We start from the raw sequence: 22,201 nt of genomic DNA on the forward strand, positions 1-22,201 counted from the left end.
ATGAACCAGCTGGAAAACTTCCTGCACCGCGCCGAAGCCCTGCTGGCGCGCGTGGAGGCTTTATTGCCGCCCGCGGCACCGCGCGATCCGGATTTTCGCCACGGTTACGCCTACCGCTGGCGCAAGCGCCCGGGCGCGGGCAACATCAAGTACCTGCAGGCCGTGGCGCACACGGCGAACATCCGCCTGGACGACCTGCAGCACATCGGTCCGCAGAAAGAGCAGATCGAGCAGAACACGCGCCAGTTCGTGACGAAGCGCCCCGCCAACAACGTGCTGCTGACGGGCGCGCGCGGCACCGGTAAATCGTCGCTGATCAAGGCGTGCCTGAACCAGTTCGCGCCGCAGGGCCTGCGCCTGATCGAAGTGGACAAGGCCGACCTGGCCGACCTGCCGGACATCGTCGACCTCGTCGCGGGCCGGCCGGAGCGCTTCGTGATCTTTTGCGACGACCTCAGTTTCGAGGAGGGCGAGGCGGGCTACAAGGCGCTGAAGGTGGCGCTGGACGGCAGCATCGCGGCGCAGTCGGACAACGTGCTGATCTACGCGACGTCGAACCGCCGTCACCTGATGCCGGAAAAATTCTCCGACAACGCCGGCTACAAGCACGTGGCCGACGACGACCTGCACCCGGCCGAGACGGTCGAGGAAAAGATCTCGCTGTCCGAGCGCTTCGGCCTGTGGCTGTCGTTCTATCCGTTCAAGCAGGACGACTACCTGGACATCGTCGGCCACTGGCTGGCGAGCTTCGGCTGCACGCCGGAGCAGATCGAAGGCGCGCGCGGCGATGCGCTGCGCTGGGCACTGGGCCGCGGTTCGCGCTCGGGCCGCGTGGCGTGGCAGTTCGCCAAGGACTACGCGGGCAAGCTGCCGCCCGCGCCGGTACAGGAACAGGTCGATGTCTGAAGCCGTGGACAAGCCGGTCGACGTGGCCGTGGGCGTGCTGATGCGCCCGAACGGCGACGTGCTGCTGGGCCAGCGCCCGGACGGCAAGCCGTACGCCGGCTACTGGGAATTCCCGGGCGGGAAGGTCGAGCCGGGCGAGGACATCTTCCACGCGCTGCAGCGCGAATTCGTCGAAGAACTGGGCGTGAAGGTGATCTCGGCCGAGCCCTGGTGCTGCGTCGAACACGTGTACGAACATGCGCACGTGCGGCTCTACTTCTACATCAGCCGCGCGTGGGAAGGCGAGCCGCAAAGCCTGGAAGGGCAGGCATTCGCGTGGCAGGGCGCGTATGCCGTCAGTCCTCTGCTGCCCGCGACGATTCCGTTGCTCGAGTGGCTGGATCAGGTGCGGTACGCGGGGCGTTCCGGCGCCTGATCTGCTCCGTTATCGCATCCAGTTCCGCATTGGTGCGCCTGCGCTCCTCGCGCCGGCGCGACGACCCGCAATCGGCCACGTCGCCCACGCAACCGAGGGCGTCGACCGCGGTATCGACCGACACGCAGTGACCATGTCCATGACAGGGCAGGTCGCACGGCCCGTCGCAAAAGCCCCGCTGGTATTGCAGCCGCGGATGCGGCGGCGCCGCTGCGCGCAGGCGCGCATGCGCGTGGCCGCACAGCTCGAAGCGCCGCTGCAGCAGCCCGAGCCCGCGCCCGAGGCCAAACCGCGCGATGACGGCGTGGCCATACGCCGAGCAGCTGTCACCGCCCGTCGCCACGCGCAGTGCGCAGGAAAAGCCCTTGTACGGTGAAATGAAACGCTGGTAGACCCGGATGGCGGCCAGCGCCAGTGCGGCGGCCTTCACGCGCCCTTATTCTTTCGAGATGGATTCGTCGTCGGCGTCCCCGGGCGGCGCGCCGGGAATCGTGTATTTCTCTTCGGCCCAGGCGCCCAGGTCGATTTGCTTGCAGCGTTCGGAACAGAATGGGCGGAATTTGTTTTCCGGCTTCCATTCGACCTTCTTGCCGCAGGTGGGGCAGGATACGACGGTCATGGTGTGCTTCTAAAAATTGCAGAGTGTGAGTTCGAACGGGACGTCTTCTTCCAGCGGCTTCGGTTTCAGGTCGCCGCCCTGGGTCGTGAAGCGTACCCACAGCATGTACTTGTTGGCGGAAATCTCAGGGATCGCGCCGAGCGATTCGTCCACCGACAGGCGCAGCATCTGGTACATCTTACCTTGCAACATCTGCTGGTAGCTGCCGGACGAGGCGATCATCTTGACGGGGCCGCCGGAATTGCGCAACAGGCGCAGCACGAGGGCCAGGGCCTCGAACAGCGGGGCCAGCGGGGTGAACCACGCCATGATGTCGGCGTGGCGCTGTTCGGTCGGGCGCCGCTGCCACGCGTGGTAGGACGGCAGGTCGAATTCGCAGGCCCCGCCGGGAATGATCGTGCGGCCGCGGATGCTCATCAGCCATTCGTTGTCGCGCACGTTCTGGCCCGTCTTGCCCTGGGCGTTGACGAGGGCGTTGCTGACCGTGTCGAGCTCGGCCAGCACGGCGTCGAGCATGTCCCTGGCGACGGCGGGATTGCTGCGGTAGCCCAGCAGGCTCTGCTTCTGGCGTTCGAGTTCCTGCAGCAGGTCGGACTTGAGGTCCGCGCGGCCCGCCACTTCCAGCATGTCGAAGATCGTCGCGAGCGCGACATGGTGCTGCAGAGGATGTTCTTGAGCTACAAAGAATTTGAACTTCTCGTACAGGTCCTCCAGCCGCAACAACGTGCGAATCCGCTCGTTGAATGGGTATTCATAGACGATCAAAATGTCATTCCTCTCATTCCCCTGAATGTAGGCTGGCGAGTAACCTCGTGATTCTGAACCATGATGCACAAAATTACAAACGCTGGCTTGGCGGCACTGTTAATCTTGCCGCTTCGTCAAGATAAAAGCGGTGCAAGCGTTCTACTTGTGGCAACAGGGCGTCGATGCCGGCGTCGTTCAGGATCACGTCGTCCGCTTCTTCCAGGCGGCGCGCCCGCGTCACCTGGGCCGCCATGATGGCGCGGACCTGGTCTTCCGTCAGGCCGTTGCGCGCCATCACGCGCGCGACCTGCGTCGCCTCGGAACAGTCGATCGCGAGCACGCGCCCGACGCGCTCGCGCCATGTGCCGGATTCGATCAGCAGCGGCACGACGAAGATCGTGTAAGGACCATCCGCGAGCAGGGCGGCGGCGGCCGTCGCTGCGCGGATGCGGGGATGCAGGATGCCCTCCAGGCGGGCGCGCGCGGAGGGGTCGGAGAACACGAGCGCGCGCATCTTCGCGCGGTCGAGGGCGCCGTCCGGCGTGGCGTAGTCGGGACCGAATTCCGCGATCAGCGCGGGCATCGCGGCGCCGTGCGGGGCCGTGAGGCCGTGGGCGATCTGGTCGGTGTCGATGACGGCGGCGCCGCGCGCGGCGAACAGGTCGGCCACGGTCGTCTTGCCGCAGCCGATGCCACCGGTGAGCCCTACCGCAAAACGTGAAGCTGTCTCCATGCGATCCTCGGGCCCGGCGCGAGGCTAGACCAGGTAACCCTGCGCGTAGCGGGTGAGTGGTATTCCGTACAAGAGTGCGATCATACCAGCCGCGGCGAGATACGGTCCGAAGGGAATTGGATTATTGCGGTCGCGGCGCGCGAACACGATCAGCGAGATGCCGACGATGGCGCCGACGACGGACGACAGGATGATAATGGTCGGCAGCATCGTCCAGCCCATCCACGCGCCCAGCGCGGCGAGTAGCTTGAAGTCGCCGTAGCCCATGCCTTCCTTGCCGGTGGCGAGCTTGAACAGCCAGTACACGGCCCACAGCGCCAGGTAGCCGGCCATGGCGCCGATCACGGCGTCGCGCAGCGGGACGATGGTGCCGTCCAGGTTCACGAGCAGGCCCAGCCACAGGAGCGGATACGTGAGGTCGTCCGGCAAGGTCTTCGTGTCGTAGTCGATCAACGTCATCGCGATCAGGAAGTACGCGAACGCGAGGCTCGCGAGGCCCAGCCAGCCGCTGCCGAAATGCCAGACCAGCACGGCCGACAGCAGGCCCGTCACGGCTTCCACGATCGGATAGCGGGGAGAGATCGGCGCCTTGCACGCGCTGCATTTGCCTCTTAGGGCCAGCCAGCTGACGATGGGGATGTTTTCCAGCGCCGTGATCTGGTGGCCGCAGTGCGGGCAGGCCGAGCGGGGCACCATCAGGTTGAAGCGGTCCGGGTGCGGCAGGTCCTTGCCCGCTTCGTGCGCGATGTAGTTGTCGAGTTCGCGCTGCGCCATCACGGGCAGGCGGTACACGACCACGTTCAGGAAGCTGCCGATCAACAGGCCGAACAAGGCGGCGGCGAGGGTCGCGGCGAGGGTCGCCGGGGCGGCGAAGAGCAGGGTTTCCATGAGTACGATGATCCGGTGGGTGGCTGATTCCGTGGATCAACTATTCTAGGGGTTTTCCCGCGCTTTGGGCAGCATGGTGAGGCGTCCCCGCCACGTGTGGCGTCCCCGGCCCTATCCATTCTGTGGTTTGACGCTGTACATACGGCCGCTAGACTGGGCTGGCATTGCCGTCCTGTCCACAACACGAAAGGAACATCATGAACACGAAGCACTGCCTGGGTATTGCCTTTGCCGCTTTGCTGCCGTTCGGTGCAGCCCATGGCGCCGCCTCGACGCCCCAGAAGGAAGTCGTCGCGAGCAAGGACGCGCCGGCCGCGGTGGGACCGTACTCGCAGGCGATACGGTCCGGCGGCATGGTGTTCCTGGCGGGACAGATTCCCATCGATCCGAAGACGGGACAGACCAATACCGGCACGATCGAGGAGCAGACCGCGCAGGTGTTCGAGAACCTGAAGGCGGTGCTCGCCGCCGCCGGAATGACGCTCGATAACGTCGTCTCGACGACGGTCTACGTGAAGGACCTGAACGACTTCGCGAAGCTGAACGCCGTGTACGCGACGTATTTCAAGGACAAGCCGCCGGCCCGCGCCACCGTGCAGGTCCAGCGCCTGCCGAAGGATGCCGCGGTGGAGATCTCGGCCATCGCGGTGCACTGACGCTGCACGATCAGGCCGCCTGCGGCTGCGCGATCAGGTCGAACAGGCGCTCCAGCGGCACCGGGCGGCCCGGCAGCCAGCCCTGCACGAGGGGACAGCCAAACTGGCGCAGATAGCCCAGCTGGGCATCGGTCTCGACGCCTTCCGCGACCACCGTCAGCTTCATGTGCCGGCCGAGGTCGAGGAGCGAGCGCACGATGGCGCAATCGTTGCGGTCGTACGGCACGCCGGCCATGAACAGCCGGTCGATCTTGAGCGAGCCGATCGGCAGGTTCTTCAGCAGCGACAGCGACGAATAGCCCATGCCGAAGTCGTCCAGGCCGATGCCGAAACCGCGCCGGCGCAGTTCGCGCATGATGGCGATCGATTTGTCGGCATGCTTCATCACGACGCCTTCCGTCAGTTCGAGGCAGATGCCGCGCGGATCGACGCCGGCCGCCGCGGCGATGGCCGTCAGCCGGTCCGGCAGTTCGGCATCGATGAATTCCGGCGCCGCCATGTTGACGTGCACGCGCACGCCGCCCAGCCCGGCCGCGCGCAGGCGCGCGAGGTCGTGGCAGGCCTGGCGCACGACCCAGCGGCCGATGTCGACGATCAGGCGGCTCTGTTCCGCCAGCGGAATGAACACGTTCGGCGGGACGATTTCGCCGTTCGGCCGGCGCCAGCGGATCAGCGCCTCGACGGCGTCGATGTCCATGTCGGTGGTCGTGCGGATCGGCTGGTACTCGAGGAAGAATTCGCCGCGCCGGATCGCGCAATGCAGGTCGGTCAGCAAGCCGATGCGATGGCCGGCGTCGGCCGGCGCGCCGTCGCCGCTGAAGCGGCTGGCGAGGTTGCGGCCGTTCCGCTTGCTGGCGTACATGGCCGCATCGGCCGCATGCAGCAGTTCGCGCGTGCAGCCGCCGTGGTCGGGATACGTGCTGATGCCGATGCTGGCCGACACCGCGAGCCGGTGCTCGCCGTAGACGAAGCGGCGCCGCGCCGCGTCCAGCACGGACTCGGCGACGCGTTCCAGTTCCTGCGGCGTGACGCCGGGCGCCGACAGCAGCGCGAACTCGTCGCCGCCCAGGCGGCCGATGCGCCAGCCGGGCGGCGCCAGCGCGCGCAGGCGTGACGCGAACGTCGTCAGCACGACGTTGCCGGCGTCGTGGCCGAATGCGTCGTTGATGGGCTTGAACTGGTCGAGGTCGACGAACAGCACGCCGAACGTCTGCCCGGCCCGCGCGTCGCGGCACTGGCGGTCGACCTGGTCGTAGAAATGGGCGCGGTTGGCCAGGCCCGTCATCTCGTCCGTCTGCGCGCGCACGCGGATGCGCTCCTGCTGCGTCATGCGCTCGACGGCCTGGGCGATCATCGCGGAGATCGATTTCGCCAGGCCCGGCAACTGCGCGTCTGGCTGGCGTTGCTGGACGCTGAAGAATTCGAGCACGCCGGGCCGCATCAGGCAAGCGTCCGACGCGACGAACGTCACGGGGAAGAAGTACGCCGACTGCAGGCCGCACGCGCGCGCCGCCTCCGCCCGCAACAGGTCGGCCGTGCCGCTCGCGTCCTCGATCCAGCGGGCCTCGCCGCTGTCCCAGACGGTGCCGATCAGGCCTTCGCCGGGCGCCATCGCCAGGCGCGCGCTCGCGGCCCGGAACGGCGCCAGCGCCTGTCGCGGCGCCTGCCATGCGTACCGGCAGCGCAGCGTGCCGGTGCGGTCGTCGACCGCCCAGAATGCGCCCCATTCCCAGCCCAGTTCCTCGCACACGAGTTGCAAAATGCCGGTGACGGCGTCGTCGATGCTGTCGGTGCCCACCAGGTATTGCGTGAGCGCGAAATTGAACCGCTCGCGCGCGGCAGCCTGCCTGGCGGCCGTCACGTCGACGAGGATCCCGGTGGCGGACGTGCCGGTCTGCTGCAGGCGCAGCCAGCGCAGGCCGAGTCCGTCGGTGCGCACGCGGAATTCGCATTCGGCGCCGCCGTCGCCTTTCCTGATGCGGTCGAGGGTCGCATGCACGAGGGCGCGGTCGTCGGGCTCGATGCGTGCGAGGCAATCCGGATGCCGGCCGGTGCCGAAGAACGATGCGGCCACGGCCGACAACGTGATGCGGCCGTTCACGGGGTCGAGCCACCAGCGGCCGAGTCCGGCCAGGCGGTCGCCCGCGTCGTCGTGGAGGAGAGCGATGTCGATGTTCTGCATGTAATGTCAGGCGTGCACCAGAACCGGACGGGCGGTGTCGATTTGCACCGAAACGGGCTGGTTGCCATCGTAGTATTGGACTAACCCGTACAATGCAAGTTACATGCCGGTGTTCGATCCGGCCTATTGGAGCCACCATGAAACGTCATCTCGTCCTGCTGTTGACCGCACTCGCCGCCACCACCGCATTCGCCCAGACCACCGTGCCGAACCCGCTGGCACCGGACAAGGGCGCGCCGACCGCGCCGGCGGCCAGCAAGCCCGCGCCGAAGAAAGAAGCGTCCGGCGGCGGCGCGGGCAAGGTGTGGGCGAACAGCGCCAGCAAGGTCTATCACTGCGAAGGCAGCAAGTACTACGGCAAGACCAAAAAGGGCGAGTACATGACGGAAGCGGACGCCAGGGCGAAGGGCTATCACGGCGTGGGCGGCAAGACCTGCACCTGACGGGCCGCGGGCCGTGCCGATACGCCCACCGCCGCGAGCACGAACGCGATGCCGGCAAACTGCCGTGGTCCCACCGGCTCGTCCAGCAGCAGGGCCGCCAGCAGCAGCGCGGCCACGGGTGCCAGCGCCGTGAACAATGCAGCCTCCGTCCCGCCGACGCGGGCCGTGCCCGCATACCACAGCAGGAACCCGCCGACCGTCGGCAGCAGCGCGTAGTAGCCGACGGCGAGCAGCGCCGCCGGCGTCACGGCCGCCATCGAACCGCGTTCGGCCAGCGCGAACGGTAGCGACGCGGCGAGGCCGATGGCGCTCATCAGCGTCGACAGGGCGAGCGGCGATATCGCGATCCGCACCCGTTTATTCAGCAGGATGAACAGCGCTTCGCACAGCACGGCGCCGAAGACGAGCGCATTGCCCGTCAACGACCCGGCGCCGCGGCCCGCCGGCTGCAGCACGAACAGGCCGGCGCCCGCGAGCAGCACGGTCGCCATCAGCGCGGGCCGCGGCCGCTCGCCGAGCACGAGCACGGCCACGACGGCCGACACGACGGGCAGGGTGCCGAGGATGACGCCGGCATCGAGCGCCGAGGTCGCGCGCAGCCCGGCCATCAACAGCGCCGTGTACCCGGCCGTGCCGGCCAGCCCCTGCACGACGAGGAGGGCGCCGTCGCGCCAGCCCGGCCGCGGCAGGCGCTCGCCGGATACATGCAGCAGCACCAGAAAACAGGGCAGCGCGAGCGCGAAGCGCAGGGCGGTGGCCGTGAACGGCGGCAGGCCGGCGGCGGCGATCTTGCTGGCCACGACGGTGCTGCCGACGAGCACCATGGCCAGCGTCAGGTACCAGTAACCCAGGGTCTTATCGGACACGGCGTTCTCCTCGTCATCGACATGGGAACGCAGGTTAGCGGCCGCCTTTCAATGGGTATTGAACGAAATTGCAGGCGTACGCGCCGGGCGTGATGCCATAGGTGCGGATGAACAGGCGCGTCATGTGGCTCTGGTCGGCGAAGCCGCTGGCGGCCGCGGCGTCCGCCAGTGTCGACCCGCGCGCCAGCAGCGCACGGGCCGCGTCGATGCGGCGCTGGATCAGGTAGGCGTGCGGCGTCAGCCCCGTCGCCCGCGCGAATTGCCGTACGAGCTGGAAGCGGCTGAGCCCACAGGCCGCCGCCAGGTCGGCGAGACTGGGTGCGGCGGCCGGCGCGTCGTCGATCATCGCCCGTGCCCGCGCGATCGCGGCCGTCGCCGATGCGGACCCGTTGCGCGGCGCATCGCCTTGCAGCCCATGCAGCAATTCGAGGAGCAATTGCTCGCGCAAGAGGGCGGTCGCGTCGCCGGTGACGGCCGCGTACAGCCGCCGGAAACAGCCGGCCAGCGCGGCATGGTGGGCGACCGGCTGGTGAAACGCGTAATCGCGGCGGGCGCCTTCGCCCAGGTCGGCCGCGACGGCATCGGCGAGTTGCGGCGGCAGGTACAGCATGCGCCACGCGCGGGGCGCGCCGCCGAGCGGGGCGCCGTCGTGCACTTCGCCCGGATTCACCGTGATGATGTCGCCGGCCAGCGCCTCCACCTGGCCGCGTCCGCTGCTCGACGTCTGGCCGCCGGCCAGCATGAGGCCGACGCCGTACTGGTCATGGCTGTGGCGCGCGAAGACGTGGTCGCTGCGCGCTTCCACGGCCTGCACCCCCGGCACTGCGGCACTGACGATCCTGAAATCGGCGTTCTTCCTGGACTTGGGCATCCGCTCAGTGTACCAGCGGAGCGATGTCGATCGCCCCGGCCATGGCGCGGTAGCCCGCATCGCCCGGATGCAGATGATCGCCCGAGTCGAAGTCGGCCCGCAGGCGGCGCGGCCGGGCAGGTTCGCGCAGGACGGCGTCGAAGTCGACGACGGCATCGAACACGCCGGCCGTGCGGATCCAGTCGTTCAACTGCCGGCGCAGGCGTTCCTTGTCGTGACTGTAGTGGCCGGCGTACGGCGTGCCGGCGAGGGCGCCTTCGAACGGCGGCAATGTCGCCGCCGTCACGCGTACGCCGCGGACGTGGCTTGCTGCGACCAGTTGCCGGTACGCGGCCGTGAGTTCCTCCAGCGTGGCGGGGTGCTCGGCCGGCGCGAACGGACTGCCGGGCCAGCCGATGTCGTTAATGCCGAGCAGTACGATGACATCCGACACGCCGGGCTGGCTCAATACGTCCTGCTCGAGGCGTGCGAGGGCGCTCACGCCCATGCCGTCGCGCGCCAGCCGTCCGCCCGAGATGCCGGCATTGGCGACGGCGACGCCGTGCGGCACCAGTCGTTCGGCCAGGATGTCCGGCCAGCGGCGGTCGGCGTCCGGCGTCGAGCCGTTGCCGTCCGTGATCGAATCGCCGAGCGCGACGATGGTGCGGGCGGGTTGTGCCGACTCGACCAGGACGGCGCTCAGGAACAACCGGCCGCCGACATGGGCGCCGTCGATCTGCACGGTCTGCTGCGCGCCCCAGTGGAAACTGGCGACGTTGGTCGGCGCGGGCAGCCGCGTCGTCACGGCCAGCCGGGACAGCGGCCGCACGGGGAGGGCGAGCGGATCGCTCGTCACCGTGGCGCCCGGCAGGATGGAAGCGCCCGGTTGTCCGGAAAACGTCAGCGCCAGGGCCGCGTGCGGGTCGTCGGCGGGGCCGACGCGCACGGCGCCGAGCCTGACCGGTTCATGGCCGTACCGGTTCGAGAACACGAGCCGGATGCGCTGCCCGCCCGCGCTCAGGCGGACGGTCTCGCGCAACGTCGCGTTGTCGAGCCTGGTGGGGACGTTCATCGGCAACGCGAAACTGCCGTCCCAGGCGGGTTGCGGGGCCGCATACCAGGACGTGGCCCAGTGCTCGCCCGCCGGCGCGTCGGGTGCGGCGAGCAGCAGGGAAAGGGTGAGTGCGGCGATCGGTTTGGACATGGTGGACTCCTTGGTTGAGGACTCCACGTTAGGTCATTCTGGAGTGGCGATGAAGATGGTAGGATCGAAGGTCACTCATTCCAATTTAGAATAAATGGATACGCTCCACGCGCTGCGCGTCTTCGTACGCACCCTCGAACTGGGCAGCCTGTCCGCGGCGGCCCGGGAATTCGGCACGACGCAGCCCACCGTCAGCAAATGGCTGGCCCGGCTGGAACGGCAGCTACGCGTACGCCTGGTCGAACGCAGCACGCGCGGCCTGTCGCCGACGGAGCAGGGCCAGCGCTTCTACGCCGACGCCAAACGCATCGTCGAGCAATTCGACGCGGCCGTGGGCGACGTGCAGGGCATGACGGGCCAGGCGGCGGGACTGCTGCGCATCAATGCGCCGGTCGCGCTGGGCCAGTTCCGCATCAATGCGATGGTCCAGCGCTTCCTGGCCGACCATCCGGCCATCGACGTCGAACTGATTCTCAACGACCGTTTCGTCGACCTCGTCGAGGAAGGCGTCGACGTCGCGTTCCGGCTGGGCGGCACGTTGCCGCCGGACGCCATCGGGCGGCACCTGGCCACCGTGCCGCGCTTCCTGGTGGCGGCACCCATGTATCTCGCGCGGCGGGGCGTGCCGTCGGTGCCGGACGACTTGGCGACGCACGACGTCGTCCGCTTCGCCTGGACGCCGGGCAGTACCGTGGAATTGTTCCGTGGCGAAGACCAGGCACGGGTGCCGACGTCGAGCCGCTTTCGCGTGAACAACGCGTTGGCGATACGGGAGGCCCTGGTGCTGGGCGGCGGGATCGGCGTGTGCCCGGACTGGCTGGTCCGGGATCTGCTGGACAGTGGGGAACTGGTGCGGGTGCTGGACGAGTGGGCCGCGCGGCCGCAGGATTTAACGTTGCTGTATCCGTCGCGGCAGTTTCAGGCGCTGCGGACGCGGCTGTTCATCGACTTCGCGGTCGGACAATTCAGTGGGATTGCTGGCTTTGCAGGCGGGCAAGGATGAATCGCGCGGTCCGGCTCGATGCCTGGTGTTTTGCCGCCAGTGTCATGAGCTTGGGGAAGACGACGGAGCGTTCGCCGCAATCGCTGCACAGGATGTGCTTGCTGCTCCACAGGATACGCATGAGGGGCGTACGCGGAATCCGGCGTACGTAGGAAGAACCACATTCGGGGCAAGAGGCCATGAGCATACCGGTAAGCGTTGAAGAATCGTCAACTAAAATACCAGTCATGGATGAGCTGGACGGTGCGGTGGCTCACACATCCGCGGTCATGCATGGTGCGTTAGGCAGATCACGGTCGGCCATCGTTGCGCTTGCTAATCTGCAAACATGGCAATCCCGGTGTCCGATCGAAAACTCTATGCGATGAAACGCATGTCGCTCGCGCTGCAGCGTGCGGCGGCGGCGCGGCCGCTCGGGACGTCCACCGACCGCGCGCTGCGCTGGGCCGCGGTCTGGGGCATTGTGGCCGGCATCCGGACGCGGCATACGCGAGTCCGGCTCCGGCGCACGACGTTGGTCGGCACCGCCTTCAGACCACCGACCCCAGCTTGAAGATCGGCAGATACATGGCAATCACGAGACCGCCGATCAGCACCCCGAGCACGACCATGATCATGGGCTCCATCAGCGACGACAGCGTCTTGACGGCCTCGTCCACTTCTTCCTCGTAGAAGTCGGCCACCTTGCCCAGCATGCCGTCCAGCGCGCCGGATTCCTCGCCGATGGCGACCATTTGCGTGACCATGTTGGGGAAGACATTGGCGTTCTGCATCGCGGCCGTCAGGCTCGTGCCCGTGCTGACTTCCGTCTGGATCTTTTTCGTGGCTTCCAGGTAGACGTTGTTGCCGGACGCGCCGCCCACGGAGTCCAGCGCTTCCACGAGCGGCACGCCGGCCGCGAACATCGTCGCCAGCGTGCGGGTCCAGCGGGCGATCGTCGCCTTGCGGATCACTTCGCCGAACACGGGGAGGCGCAGCAGCACACGGTCCATGAACTGCTGCATTTTCAGCGACCGGCGCCAGGACTGGAAGAAGAAGTACAGCGCGCCGAAGATCGAGCCGAAGATGATGTACCACCATTTCACGACGAAATCCGAGATGCCCATCACGATCAGGGTCGGCGCCGGCAGGTTCGCGCCGAAGCTGGAGAACACGGATTTGAACGCGGGCACCACCCAGATCATGATCACGGCCGTGACGATGAAGGCGATGGCGATGATCGCGCACGGGTACATCAATGCACCCTTGATCTTGCTCTTCAGCGCAAGTGTCTTTTCCTTGTAGATCGCCAGGCGCGTGAGCAGGTCTTCGAGGATACCGGCCTGCTCGCCGGCGCCGACGAGGTTGCAGAACAGCGGGTCGAAGTACAGCGGATACTTGCGGAACGCGTTGTTCAGGCTGGTGCCCGTCTCGATGTCGGCGCGCAAGTCCATGATCAGCTTGGACATCGACGGATTCGAATGGCCCTTGCCGACGATGTCGAACGATTGCAGCAGCGGCACGCCGGCCTTCATCATCGTGGCCAGCTGGCGCGTGAACAGCGTGAGGTCCTTGTCCTGGATCTTCTTGCCGCTGCGGTACACCTTCTTCTTGACCTTGGTGACCATGATGCCCTGGCGGCGCAGGGTCACGTTCACGATGGTCTCGCCGCCGGCGCGCATTTCGCCGCGCACGGTCTTGCCGGTCTTGTCCTTGCCTTCCCAGGCGAAGATGTGTTCCTTGACTTGCGCGCTGGGCGCGCGGCGTGCCGGGGCGGATGTCGTTGCCATGATGGATCCTTATTCGTTCGTGCAGCCGAGCACTTCTTCGAGACTGGTGAGGCCTTGTTTCACTTTCAGCAGGCCGGAGCGGCGCAGCGAGTTCACGCCCTCGGCCTCGGCCTGGGCGGCGATCTGCATCGCGTTGCCGTGCCCAAGAATCAACGCTTCGATCGCGGGCGTGATCGGCATGATCTGGTAGATGCCCACGCGGCCCTTGTAGCCGGAGCCCAGGCAGCGCTCGCAGCCGACGGGGCCGTAGGGCTTCCAGTCGCCGTCGAAGTCGGTGTCGCGGAAGCCTGCGGCCTTCAGCGTGTCGCGGCCGATGTCGAGCGGCTGCTTGCACGTGCACAGGCGGCGCGCGAGGCGTTGCGCGGTGATCAGGATGACGGACGAGGCGATGTTGAACGGCGCCACGCCCATGTTCATCAGGCGCGTCAAGGTCGACGGCGCATCGTTCGTGTGCAGCGTGGAAAACACCATGTGGCCCGTCTGCGCCGCCTTGATCGCGATGTCGGCCGTTTCCAGGTCGCGGATCTCGCCGACCATGATGATGTCCGGATCCTGGCGCAGGAAGGCTTTCAGCGCGACGGGGAACGTGAGGCCCGCCCTTTCGTTGACGTTGACCTGGTTCACGCCGGGCAGGTTGATCTCGGCCGGGTCTTCCGCCGTGGAGATATTGATCCCTGGCTTGTTCAACAGGTTCAGGCAGCTGTACAGCGACACGGTTTTGCCCGAACCCGTCGGGCCCGTTACGAGCACCATGCCGTACGGACGCGTGATGGCGTCGATCAGCAACGCTTTCTGGTCGGGGTCGTAGCCGAGCGCGTCGATGCCCATCTGGGCCTGCGTCGCGTCGAGGATACGCATGACCGTTTTTTCGCCGAACAGGGTCGGCAAGGTGCTGACGCGGAAATCGATCGTCTTCGTGGGCGACAGCACGAGGCGCATGCGGCCGTCCTGCGGCACGCGCTTTTCCGAGATGTCGAGCTTGGCCAGCACCTTGATGCGCGAGACGAGCTTGTCGCGGATCGACAGCGGCGGGGCGAGATGGTCGCGCAGCACGCCGTCCACGCGCAGGCGGATGCGGTACTGCTTTTCGTAGGGCTCGAAGTGGATGTCCGACGCGCCCAAGGTAATTGCATCCATCAGCACCTTGTTGAGGAAGCGCACGATGGGCGCGTCCTCGACTTCCGCCGCGGCGGCTGCCGCTTCCGCCGCCTGCGTCTGCGGTTCTTCGTCGGCGAATTCGATGTCGCCTTCCTCGCCGGCCAGCTCGCTCAAGTCCTGTTCGGCGCTCTTGGCGATGTTCGCCAGCAGCGCCAGCAGGGTGTCGTGCGCGACGATCACCGGTTCGACGGTCGATTCGCTCTGGAACTTGATCTGGTCGAGGGCCTGCGTATTCGTCGGGTCGGACACCGCCACCGACAATTTGTTGCCCCTGCGTGCCAGCGCGACGACGCGCTGGGCCTGCATCAGCTTCGGGTCGATCGCGTTGACGGGCAGGGCGTCGTGGCTGAACGTGCCCAGGTCGAACAGGGGATAGCCGAAGGTCTCGGCGCAGAAGACTGCCAGGGATTTCGCATCGATGGAGCTGCTGCCGAGCAAGGTGTCGATGAAACCGGCCTTGTCGGCGGACGCCTTCTTTTGCAAGGTGTCCGCTTGAGGCAAGGTCAGCCGTCCGGCCTGCACCAGGGCACGCGCCAGCCCGGGCAACGCCGTGCCGGGGGTGGTGTTGGGAAGGACTGCTGCCATATGGTCAGGTTTGGAAGGACGACAGGAAGCCGGGCAGGATGGACGGCCCCGGCGGATCGTCTCGATGATGCCCGTAGGCATCAAAACGGTCAAGACTTTGTCGTAGTGAAAGATGCGTGCATACCACGTGGATGAAATGGCATGTAACCGGCTCGCAATGTCGTGTGAACAACATCGTTATTCCTCGTGCAAGAACAAGGGCTTACCGCCGGATCGTGTCCGGCGGCGCTCGGCCGGTGAAGCCCGGTCAGGCTGCCAGCCAGCGTTTGACCGCGACCGGCCGCAACAGTTTCACGACCTTGATGGCCTGGTTCTGCACCTGCACGACTTCGATCACGCAGTTGCCGATCCTGAGGGCGATGGGGAATTCCGGAATCTCCTGCAACTGTTCCAGCAGCAGGCCGTTGACGGTCTTCGGGCCGTCGAGGGGCAGGTCGAGGCCCAGCTTCTTGTTGATGTCGCGCAGCGGCGTCGTGCCTTCCAGCAGGACCTCGCCCTGGGCATTCCACGCCATCGCATCGCTGCGGGCGGCGCCCGGCGTCGAGGTCGTGAAGTCGCCGATCATTTCCTCGATGATGTCTTCCAGTGTCACCAGGCCCTGGACCTCGCCATATTCGTCCACGATGATGCCCAGGCGCTCCTTGTTTTCCTGGAAATACTGGAGCTGTGTGAAGACGCCCGTGTCCTGCGGAATGAAGTAGGGCTCCGTCAACAGTTCGCGGAAGTGGTCGATCGTGAGGTCGTCTTCCTCGTTCAACAGCGCGACGGCCTTGCGCACGTGCAAGATGCCGACGATGCGGTTGATCTCGCCCTCGTACACGGGCAGCTTGTTGTGGTAGCAGGTGGTCAACTCGGCCTTGAGGTCGTCGACCGGCAGCGCGAGGTTCAGCGCTTCGATCTGGCTGCGCGGCGTCATGATGTCTTCGACCGAGATCTTTTCCAGTTCGAACAGGTTCAGCAGGATGCTCTTGTGCTTTTGCGGGATGTAGCTGCCCGCTTCCAGCACGACGGAGCGCAATTCCTCCGGCGACAGTCTCTGCTGGGCATCCGCATGCCCCACGCCCACGCCGCGGATGCGCAGCACGCGCAGCAGGCCATTGACGAACAGGTTGACGAACCAGATCGCCGGCTTCGCGACCTTCATCAGCGCACGCAACACATAGCTGGACCCGAGCGAGATGCGCTCCGGGTACGTGGCGCCGATGATCTTCGGAGAGATCTCCGCGAACACGATCAGCAGGAACGCGACGACGGCCGTGGCGATCGTGATCACGCTTTCCTCGTGGCCGAAGAACAGGATGGCGATCGCGGTGACGAGCGCCGTCGCCATCGCATTGATCAGCGTGTTCGCGATGAGGACCAGGGACAGCAGCTTGTCCGTGCGGTCCAGCAGCCACAGCGTGGTGATGGCGGCGCGGTTGCCCCGCTTCGCGAGATGGCGCAGGCGATATTTGTTGGCCGCCATCAGGGCGGTTTCCGCCATCGCGAAGAAGGCCGAACAGAGGATCAGGAGGGCGAGTGCGAGAATGAGCACCCAAAGTGGTACGGTTTCCAAGGATCACCGTGAAGAATCGTCGGGAATCTGGCGAGGCCAGCGCAGAGGCCGATTCTAAGACAAGGGGAGGGGGCTTGCAAGTTTGGCTAGGGAGGCGCGGTGCCCGGGTTCAGGCTGTCGACCATCGAACTCGGGATCAGGATGGTGGCGCCCCGCTCCTTCGTCGTTTCATAGATGATGTTCATCGCCCGCAGCTGCAGGGCCGCCGGATGGCCGGCATACATGTCGGCCGCTTCCACGAATTTCCCGGCGATGGCGGCCTCGGCGGAACCGAGGATGACGCGGGCCTGCTTCTCGCGTTCCGCCTGGGCCTGGCGCGACATCGCATCCTGCAGCACGACGGGAATGGCGACGTCGCGGATCTCCACCGAACCGACGGAGATCCCCCACGGCGCCGTCTTCCGGCCGATCGATTCCTTCAGTTGCGCGTCCGCCTCCTTGCGCTCGGACAGCAGCGCCGTCAGCATCGACATGCCGATCATTTCTCGCAGCGACGTCTGCGCGACCCGGTCGATCGCCTCGCGGTAGTTGGTGATCGCCAGCGCGGCCTTCTCCGCATCGTGCACGTGCCAGAAAATGATGGCGTCGACGTTGACCGGCACCGTATCCTTGGTCAGCGCCTGCTCGGCGTTGAAGGCCGTCGTCTGGATGCGCACGTCGATGACGGCGATCACGTTGTCGATGACCGGCACGATCGCGAACAGGCCGGCGCCCTTGACGCCATGGAGCTTCCCCAGCCTCAGGATGACGAATTTTTGCCACGTGTTCGCCATCTTCAGCGAGAACGCGATGATCACGGCCAGCGCGACGAACAGCAACCCGGGCAGCGGATTGACCCACCAGGTCAGGGCGATGCCGATGCCCAGGCTGACGGCGACCAGGAACGATGTGACCGGATTCATGATGTCAGTGATGCATCCGTTCCCAGCCATGGCGCATGGCCAGCTTGACCTTGTCCCAGGCGGACGCCTCGCTGCCGGCGTGTCGGTATTCCCACTCGCGCTTCAGCGCGGGCTCGACGTCTTCCCAGGCCTGGTCGGACTGCGGCGCCTGGGCGCCGGCAGGCGCGGCCCACGTGGCGTCCTCGTCCGGGTTGTCCCACCGCGCGATACTGCCCATCGTCTCCTTGAACGTGTTGCCGGCGGGCGGAGCGTCGGCGTCCTGGGTGCCGAAATAATGGCTGTCTTCGTGCGGATGGTGCTGCAGGGCGCCCGGCGCGGTGCCCGGCGGGTAGTCGCGGCGCGGCGCGACGGTCCCGGTCCAGGCGGCGGGATCGCCCTCGTCGGGGATGTCTTCGACGCCGGTCGGGCGGTACTGCCCCATGATGCCGGTGGCGCGCGCGGCTTCCGGATCGGTTCCCGTCGTGAGCGTGACGATGTGGCGTTCGCGCGTGTCGGCCGGCAGCGCGTGCCGGTGGTACAAGGTGCCGAGCAGCCGCGCGGCGGTATGCCGGAGCGAGGTGTCCGGTTCCGTCGTGCGCATGTTCGAGAGCGCCATGTCGGCGCGTGGGTAGCCCGATGCCAGCAATGCGTCCAGGGCGTGCTGGGCATCGCTGCGTTGGTCGAAGACGGCTTTCAAGGTGTGACGCATGATGATCTCCCCGTTGTTTCATGGAGAGCGTCGTGCCGGCGAGTGGCCGCCGCTGGCGGCCGGGTTCCGTGCGTTGCCGTTGATTCCGCGCGACCAGGTCGGTCACTGCATGCAGTACGGCGCTTGTGCTGACAGCATACGCCGAATCTGAACTGGATGTGCAATGTCCATCGCGAATTTCGCGTCGCCGTTCAGCCGCGCGCCAGCGCCAGCCGTGCCTGGCCCGCCGGCGCCCCCAGCGCGTGCCCGGCCGCCAGCTTGAACTGCGCCAGCGCGCCCGACAACTGCTCGGTCTGCTCCGCCAGCGATTCCGCCGCGGCCGACGCTTCCTCGACGAGCGCCGAGTTCTGCTGCGTCATCTGGTCCATGTCGTCGATCGCGCGGCCGATCTGTTCGATGCCTTCGGCCTGGCGCTGGCCCGCGACGCTGATCTCGGCCATGATGTCGTGCACCTTGCGCACGGAGGCGACGATCTGTTCCATCGTGGCGCCCGCTTCGTCGACGAGCGCGCTGCCCGCGTCGACCTTGGCGACGGAATCGCCGATCAATTGCTTGATCTCCTTGGCGGCGGCGGCCGAGCGCTGCGCCAGGTTGCGCACCTCGCCCGCGACGACGGCGAAGCCGCGGCCCTGTTCGCCGGCACGGGCCGCTTCCACCGCGGCGTTCAGCGCGAGGATATTCGTCTGGAAGGCGATGCCGTCGATCACGGAAATGATTTCGACGATCTGCTTCGCGGACGCGTTGATGGCGCCCATGGTGGACACCACATTGCCGACCACTTCGCCGCCGCGGGTGGCGATGTCGGTGGCGGACACGACGAGCGCGTTCGCCTGGTTCGTGTTGGCCGCGTTCGTGCGGACCGTATCGGTCAGCGATTCGACGGCGCGCGTCGTGTGCTCCAGGCTGCCGGCCTGCGATTCCGTGCGGCTGGCCAGGTCGGCGTTGCCGCGGGCGATCTCGGCGCTGGCTGTGGCGATGGTCTCGGCCGACGTCTTGATGCCGGACACCATCGTCGCCAGGCGCGTGCGCATTTCCTGCAGCGCGGCGAGCAGGCTGTGCTGGTCGCCGGCGTCGAGGCGGATGTCCATCGACAGGTCGCCGGCCGCAACAAGCCGCGTGATCTCGCGCGCGTACTCCGGCTCGCCGCCCAGCTGCTGCCAGATGGTGCGGATGACGAACCACGACACGCCGATCAGCGTGGCGATCACGATCAAGGCGGTGACGATGGTGACGGACAGCACGCGGCGCACGCTCGAGCTGCTGCGCGCGATGCCGTCCTTGAAATTCTGCTGGGCCTGGTCGTTGAGCTTGGCGACATCGGCATTGAGCACGGTCAGCGCGCCCTGCATGCGCTGCACGGTCGCCTGCGGATCGCCCTGCTCGAGTTCGAGCATGATTTTGGCGGCAGAGACGGCCGGCGCATAGTAGTCCTCGAATTCCTTCGCGAGGCGCTTGCCGGCGGCATCCATGCCTGGGGTCTTCGTCACGTCGGCCAGCTTGGCGCGGACCTTGTTGGCCTGGTCGCCGATCTGGGCGATGCGGGCCTTGTCGCCTTCGGAGACGGCATCGCGCAAGCCGTCGGTGATGCCCTGCAGGTCCGCCGTCAACGCCTTCGCCGTGCCCAGCGCCGGGTAATCCACCGCTTCGGTCGTGTGGATCGAGTCCAGGGCGCCGCTGGCGATGCTGGCGGAGACCGCCACGCCGAGGCCGAAGATGAGTTGCAGCAAAAATTGCGACAAGGAAAAACTCACGAATAAGTTTCTCTATTCAATTGTGACCGCTATCTTTGTTGTGCAGATCAGACAGCGCGCCCTGTCAGAATTGGATGATGTATTTAATTCCACCAATGCGTCGTCGTGCCCGCTTCCGGCAGGCGCGCCTGCCGTGCCGCCTGGACGATGCCCGCCTCGACCGCCTGTTCGGCCGTGTAGATGCGGGCGCCGCCCGTCAGATAGGAGCGGATGTCGTGGGCGCCGGGTGCGCCGCGGGTGGCGTCTTCGTAGATGGCGGCATAGCGCTCGGCGTCGAAGTCGAGGCAGTCGCGCCATTCGGAGATGCGGGCGTGGTCCGCCGCGACGAGGTTGCCGAAGCCCCAGTGCAGCGGGTGGATGAGGAAACGCGTGCCGGGGCAGGCATAGCGTTGCTGCCCGGCCAGGAAGATGGCGACGCCGACGGACTCCACGCTGCCCACGTTCCACGTCGTGAGCGGCAGCGGCAACGATTTCAGGAAGTAGTACAAGGCGAAGCCGGCCGTCATGTTGCCGCCTTCGGTCGACATGTGCAGCTCGATCTCCGTCGCACCGCTTTGCAGTGCCTGCAAGCAAAGGTTGCGCACGGTACAGGCGGAATTTGCGTTGATCGGTCCGATGAAATGTACGATGTGCAAAGCCATGACGCCTCCATTGACGGCTCAAGCATAGCAAGTTTCACAAGCTCACGTCGCGCTATTGAAAATATCTGATATTCAAAATCGGTATTCCAATATATCCAGCCTGACCCCCGGTGCTACTCTTGCATCCAGTTAGTCATAATTTTCACAAGATCCTTTCTGAGGCGATGATGTCCACACCGATCCGATTTTTCTACCGCGGCGCCGTCCATGAAGTGAACGACGTCGCGCCGACGCAGACCATCCTGCAGCACCTGCGCGAGGACCTGCACTGCACCGGCACCAAGGAAGGCTGCGCCGAGGGCGACTGCGGTGCCTGCACCGTCGTCGTCGGATCGCTGGAGAACGGCGAACTGCAGATGCGCTCCGTGAATTCCTGCATCCAGTTCACGCCCACCCTGGACGGCAAGGCCCTGTTCACCGTCGAAGACCTGGCGCAGCAGGATGGCAACCTGCACCCCGTGCAGCAGGCCCTCGTCGAATGCCACGGCTCGCAATGCGGCTTCTGCACGCCGGGTTTTGCGATGTCGCTGTGGGGCATGTACCTGAAACAGGAAGGCCGCGAGCCGAGCCGCTGCGAGATCGACGACGCCCTGTCCGGCAATCTGTGCCGCTGCACGGGCTACCGTCCCATCATCGACGCGGCCAAGCGCATGGTCACCTTGCCGCGCGTCGATTTCGACCGCGCCGCCGTCACCGAACAACTGCAGGCGCTGCAGCGCGACGCGGGCGCCACCTACGAGTACGACGGCCAGACCTTCCACGCCCCGCGCACCCTCGATGAACTGGTCGCCGTGCGCGCCGCGCATCCGAAGGCGACGATCCTCGCCGGCTCGACCGACGTCGGCCTGTGGGTCACGAAGCAGATGCGCGACCTGACCGACGTGATCTACCTGGGCCACGTGGCCGAACTGAAGACCGTGCGCGAGCAGGACGGTTTCATCGAGATCGGCGCCGGCGTCTCCCTCGAGGATGCGTACGCCGCCATCTGCAAGCATTACGAGGCGGCGCTGGGCGAATTGTGGCAGCGCTTCGCGTCGCTCCCGATCCGCAACGCGGGCACGCTGGGCGGCAACGTGGCGAACGGCTCGCCGATCGGCGATTCGATGCCGTGGCTGATCGCCATCGGCAGCGAACTGGTGCTGCGCGGCCCGGACGGGGAGCGCACCATGCCGCTCGAGAACTTCTACCTCGGCTACCAGGTCAAGGACTGGCGCGACGGCGAGTTCGTGCAGGCCGTGCGCGTGCCGCTGCCGCGTCCGAATGTCGCGTTCCGCACCTATAAACTGGCCAAGCGCTTCGACCAGGACATCTCGGCCGTGTGCGCCGCCTTCGCTTTCACGCTGGCAGACGGCATCGTGGTCGAGGCCCGCATCGCCTACGGCGGCATGGCCGCGACGCCGAAGCGCGCCGCGCAGGCGGAAGGCCTGCTGAACGGCCGCGCGTGGGACGAAGCTGCCGTGACGGAAGCGATGGCCGCGCTGGCGCAAGACTACGCACCGCTGTCCGACATGCGCGCATCGAGCGCCTACCGCATGAAGACGGCGCAGAACCTGCTGCGCCGCTACTGGCTCGAAACGCGCAAGGACAACCCCCTGCCGCCGAACGCGGTCAACCCGTTCGCGACCGCATTGGCTTGAGGA

Annotated in this window: 22 protein-coding genes; 6 read left to right on the forward strand and 16 right to left on the reverse strand. The window is 66.5% G+C overall.

All coding sequences use genetic code 11. From position 1 onward, the window contains the following. Complete coding sequence (locus ASD28_RS01485; RefSeq protein ID WP_056122862.1) at positions 1-906, forward strand: ATP-binding protein; 906 nt, start codon at positions 1-3, stop codon at positions 904-906. Continuing rightward, positions 899-1,321 carry an NUDIX domain-containing protein gene (locus tag ASD28_RS01490; protein WP_056122865.1) on the forward strand — a complete coding sequence of 141 codons (423 nt, stop codon included), beginning with the start codon at positions 899-901 and terminating at the stop codon, positions 1,319-1,321. The genes ASD28_RS01485 and ASD28_RS01490 overlap by 8 nt, the downstream gene beginning before the upstream one ends. Here ASD28_RS01490 and yidD read toward each other — a convergent pair. The 5 genes from yidD to ASD28_RS01510 all read right to left on the reverse strand — a co-directional run bounded on the left by yidD (position 1,242) and on the right by ASD28_RS01510 (position 4,308). Then, entirely contained in the window at positions 1,242-1,751 is a 510-nt protein-coding gene (gene yidD / locus ASD28_RS30805; protein WP_082579094.1) for a membrane protein insertion efficiency factor YidD, read from the reverse strand. The genes ASD28_RS01490 and yidD overlap by 80 nt on opposite strands. Before the next feature lie 6 nt (positions 1,752-1,757). Further along, entirely contained in the window at positions 1,758-1,940 is a 183-nt protein-coding gene (gene yacG, locus ASD28_RS01495; protein WP_056122868.1) for a DNA gyrase inhibitor YacG, read from the reverse strand. 9 nt (positions 1,941-1,949) lie between these two features. Continuing rightward, positions 1,950-2,705 (reverse strand): cell division protein ZapD, encoded by a 756-nt coding sequence (gene zapD / locus ASD28_RS01500; protein WP_056122871.1) that lies wholly within the window; start codon positions 2,703-2,705, stop codon positions 1,950-1,952. 73 nt (positions 2,706-2,778) lie between these two features. Continuing rightward, on the reverse strand, positions 2,779-3,420 hold the full coding sequence (coaE, locus tag ASD28_RS01505) for a dephospho-CoA kinase (RefSeq protein ID WP_056122874.1): 642 nt from the start codon (positions 3,418-3,420) through the stop codon (positions 2,779-2,781). 24 nt (positions 3,421-3,444) lie between these two features. Then, complete coding sequence (locus ASD28_RS01510; protein WP_056122877.1) at positions 3,445-4,308, reverse strand: A24 family peptidase; 864 nt, start codon at positions 4,306-4,308, stop codon at positions 3,445-3,447. A 197-nt stretch (positions 4,309-4,505) separates the two neighbouring features. Here ASD28_RS01510 and ASD28_RS01515 point away from each other — a divergent pair, with 197 nt between their 5' ends. Then, the gene (locus tag ASD28_RS01515) at positions 4,506-4,964 is read left to right on the forward strand and encodes a RidA family protein (RefSeq protein WP_082577011.1); all 459 of its coding nucleotides are present in this window, start codon (positions 4,506-4,508) and stop codon (positions 4,962-4,964) included. 10 nt (positions 4,965-4,974) lie between these two features. Here the strand turns inward: ASD28_RS01515 and ASD28_RS01520 are convergent, their stop codons facing one another. Further along, positions 4,975-7,146: a bifunctional diguanylate cyclase/phosphodiesterase gene (locus ASD28_RS01520; protein ID WP_056122879.1), complete on the reverse strand. Its 2,172-nt coding sequence runs from the start codon at positions 7,144-7,146 to the stop codon at positions 4,975-4,977. A 137-nt stretch (positions 7,147-7,283) separates the two neighbouring features. On the opposite strand from ASD28_RS01520, the gene ASD28_RS33250 reads away from it, so the two are divergent. After that, complete coding sequence (locus ASD28_RS33250; RefSeq protein ID WP_373994799.1) at positions 7,284-7,589, forward strand: hypothetical protein; 306 nt, start codon at positions 7,284-7,286, stop codon at positions 7,587-7,589. Here the strand turns inward: ASD28_RS33250 and ASD28_RS01530 are convergent. The 3 genes from ASD28_RS01530 to ASD28_RS01540 are packed head-to-tail and all read right to left on the reverse strand — an operon-like array spanning position 7,559 to position 10,509. Then, positions 7,559-8,455, reverse strand: a complete 897-nt coding sequence (locus tag ASD28_RS01530) for a DMT family transporter (protein WP_056122882.1) — start codon at positions 8,453-8,455, stop codon at positions 7,559-7,561. The two genes, ASD28_RS33250 and ASD28_RS01530, sit on opposite strands and share 31 nt — an antisense overlap. Before the next feature lie 34 nt (positions 8,456-8,489). Then, positions 8,490-9,326, reverse strand: a complete 837-nt coding sequence (locus ASD28_RS01535; protein WP_056122884.1) for an AraC family transcriptional regulator — start codon at positions 9,324-9,326, stop codon at positions 8,490-8,492. Between the two features lie 4 nt (positions 9,327-9,330). After that, a complete protein-coding gene (locus tag ASD28_RS01540; RefSeq protein ID WP_056122886.1) occupies positions 9,331-10,509 on the reverse strand; it encodes an SGNH/GDSL hydrolase family protein in 1,179 nt (392 codons plus the stop codon). A 94-nt stretch (positions 10,510-10,603) separates the two neighbouring features. On the opposite strand from ASD28_RS01540, the gene ASD28_RS01545 reads away from it, so the two are divergent. Further along, complete coding sequence (locus ASD28_RS01545) at positions 10,604-11,512, forward strand: LysR family transcriptional regulator (protein WP_056122890.1); 909 nt, start codon at positions 10,604-10,606, stop codon at positions 11,510-11,512. Between the two features lie 530 nt (positions 11,513-12,042). Here the strand turns inward: ASD28_RS01545 and ASD28_RS01550 are convergent. The 7 genes from ASD28_RS01550 to ASD28_RS01580 all read right to left on the reverse strand — a co-directional run bounded on the left by ASD28_RS01550 (position 12,043) and on the right by ASD28_RS01580 (position 20,561). Then, positions 12,043-13,281: a type II secretion system F family protein gene (locus tag ASD28_RS01550; RefSeq protein WP_056122892.1), complete on the reverse strand. Its 1,239-nt coding sequence runs from the start codon at positions 13,279-13,281 to the stop codon at positions 12,043-12,045. A 9-nt stretch (positions 13,282-13,290) separates the two neighbouring features. Continuing rightward, positions 13,291-15,024, reverse strand: a complete 1,734-nt coding sequence (pilB, locus tag ASD28_RS01555) for a type IV-A pilus assembly ATPase PilB (protein WP_056122895.1) — start codon at positions 15,022-15,024, stop codon at positions 13,291-13,293. A gap of 247 nt (positions 15,025-15,271) precedes the next feature. Further along, a complete protein-coding gene (locus ASD28_RS01560) occupies positions 15,272-16,579 on the reverse strand; it encodes an HlyC/CorC family transporter (protein ID WP_056122897.1) in 1,308 nt (435 codons plus the stop codon). Between the two features lie 86 nt (positions 16,580-16,665). Continuing rightward, complete coding sequence (locus ASD28_RS01565) at positions 16,666-17,481, reverse strand: slipin family protein (RefSeq protein ID WP_056122899.1); 816 nt, start codon at positions 17,479-17,481, stop codon at positions 16,666-16,668. A 4-nt stretch (positions 17,482-17,485) separates the two neighbouring features. Continuing rightward, entirely contained in the window at positions 17,486-18,169 is a 684-nt protein-coding gene (locus ASD28_RS01570) for a hypothetical protein (RefSeq protein WP_156403646.1), read from the reverse strand. A gap of 191 nt (positions 18,170-18,360) precedes the next feature. Beyond that, a complete protein-coding gene (locus ASD28_RS33135) occupies positions 18,361-19,920 on the reverse strand; it encodes a methyl-accepting chemotaxis protein (RefSeq protein ID WP_056122904.1) in 1,560 nt (519 codons plus the stop codon). A gap of 83 nt (positions 19,921-20,003) precedes the next feature. Continuing rightward, a complete protein-coding gene (locus ASD28_RS01580; protein WP_056122906.1) occupies positions 20,004-20,561 on the reverse strand; it encodes a ClpP family protease in 558 nt (185 codons plus the stop codon). Positions 20,562-20,728: 167 nt separating this feature from the next. Here ASD28_RS01580 and xdhA point away from each other — a divergent pair, with 167 nt between their 5' ends. After that, on the forward strand, positions 20,729-22,198 hold the full coding sequence (gene xdhA, locus ASD28_RS01585) for a xanthine dehydrogenase small subunit (RefSeq protein WP_056123611.1): 1,470 nt from the start codon (positions 20,729-20,731) through the stop codon (positions 22,196-22,198). The last annotated feature ends 3 nt before the right edge of the window (positions 22,199-22,201 follow it).

It is taken from the genome of Massilia sp. Root133 (genome assembly GCF_001426525.1).
Lineage (GTDB): Bacteria > Pseudomonadota > Gammaproteobacteria > Burkholderiales > Burkholderiaceae_D > Telluria > Telluria orientalis.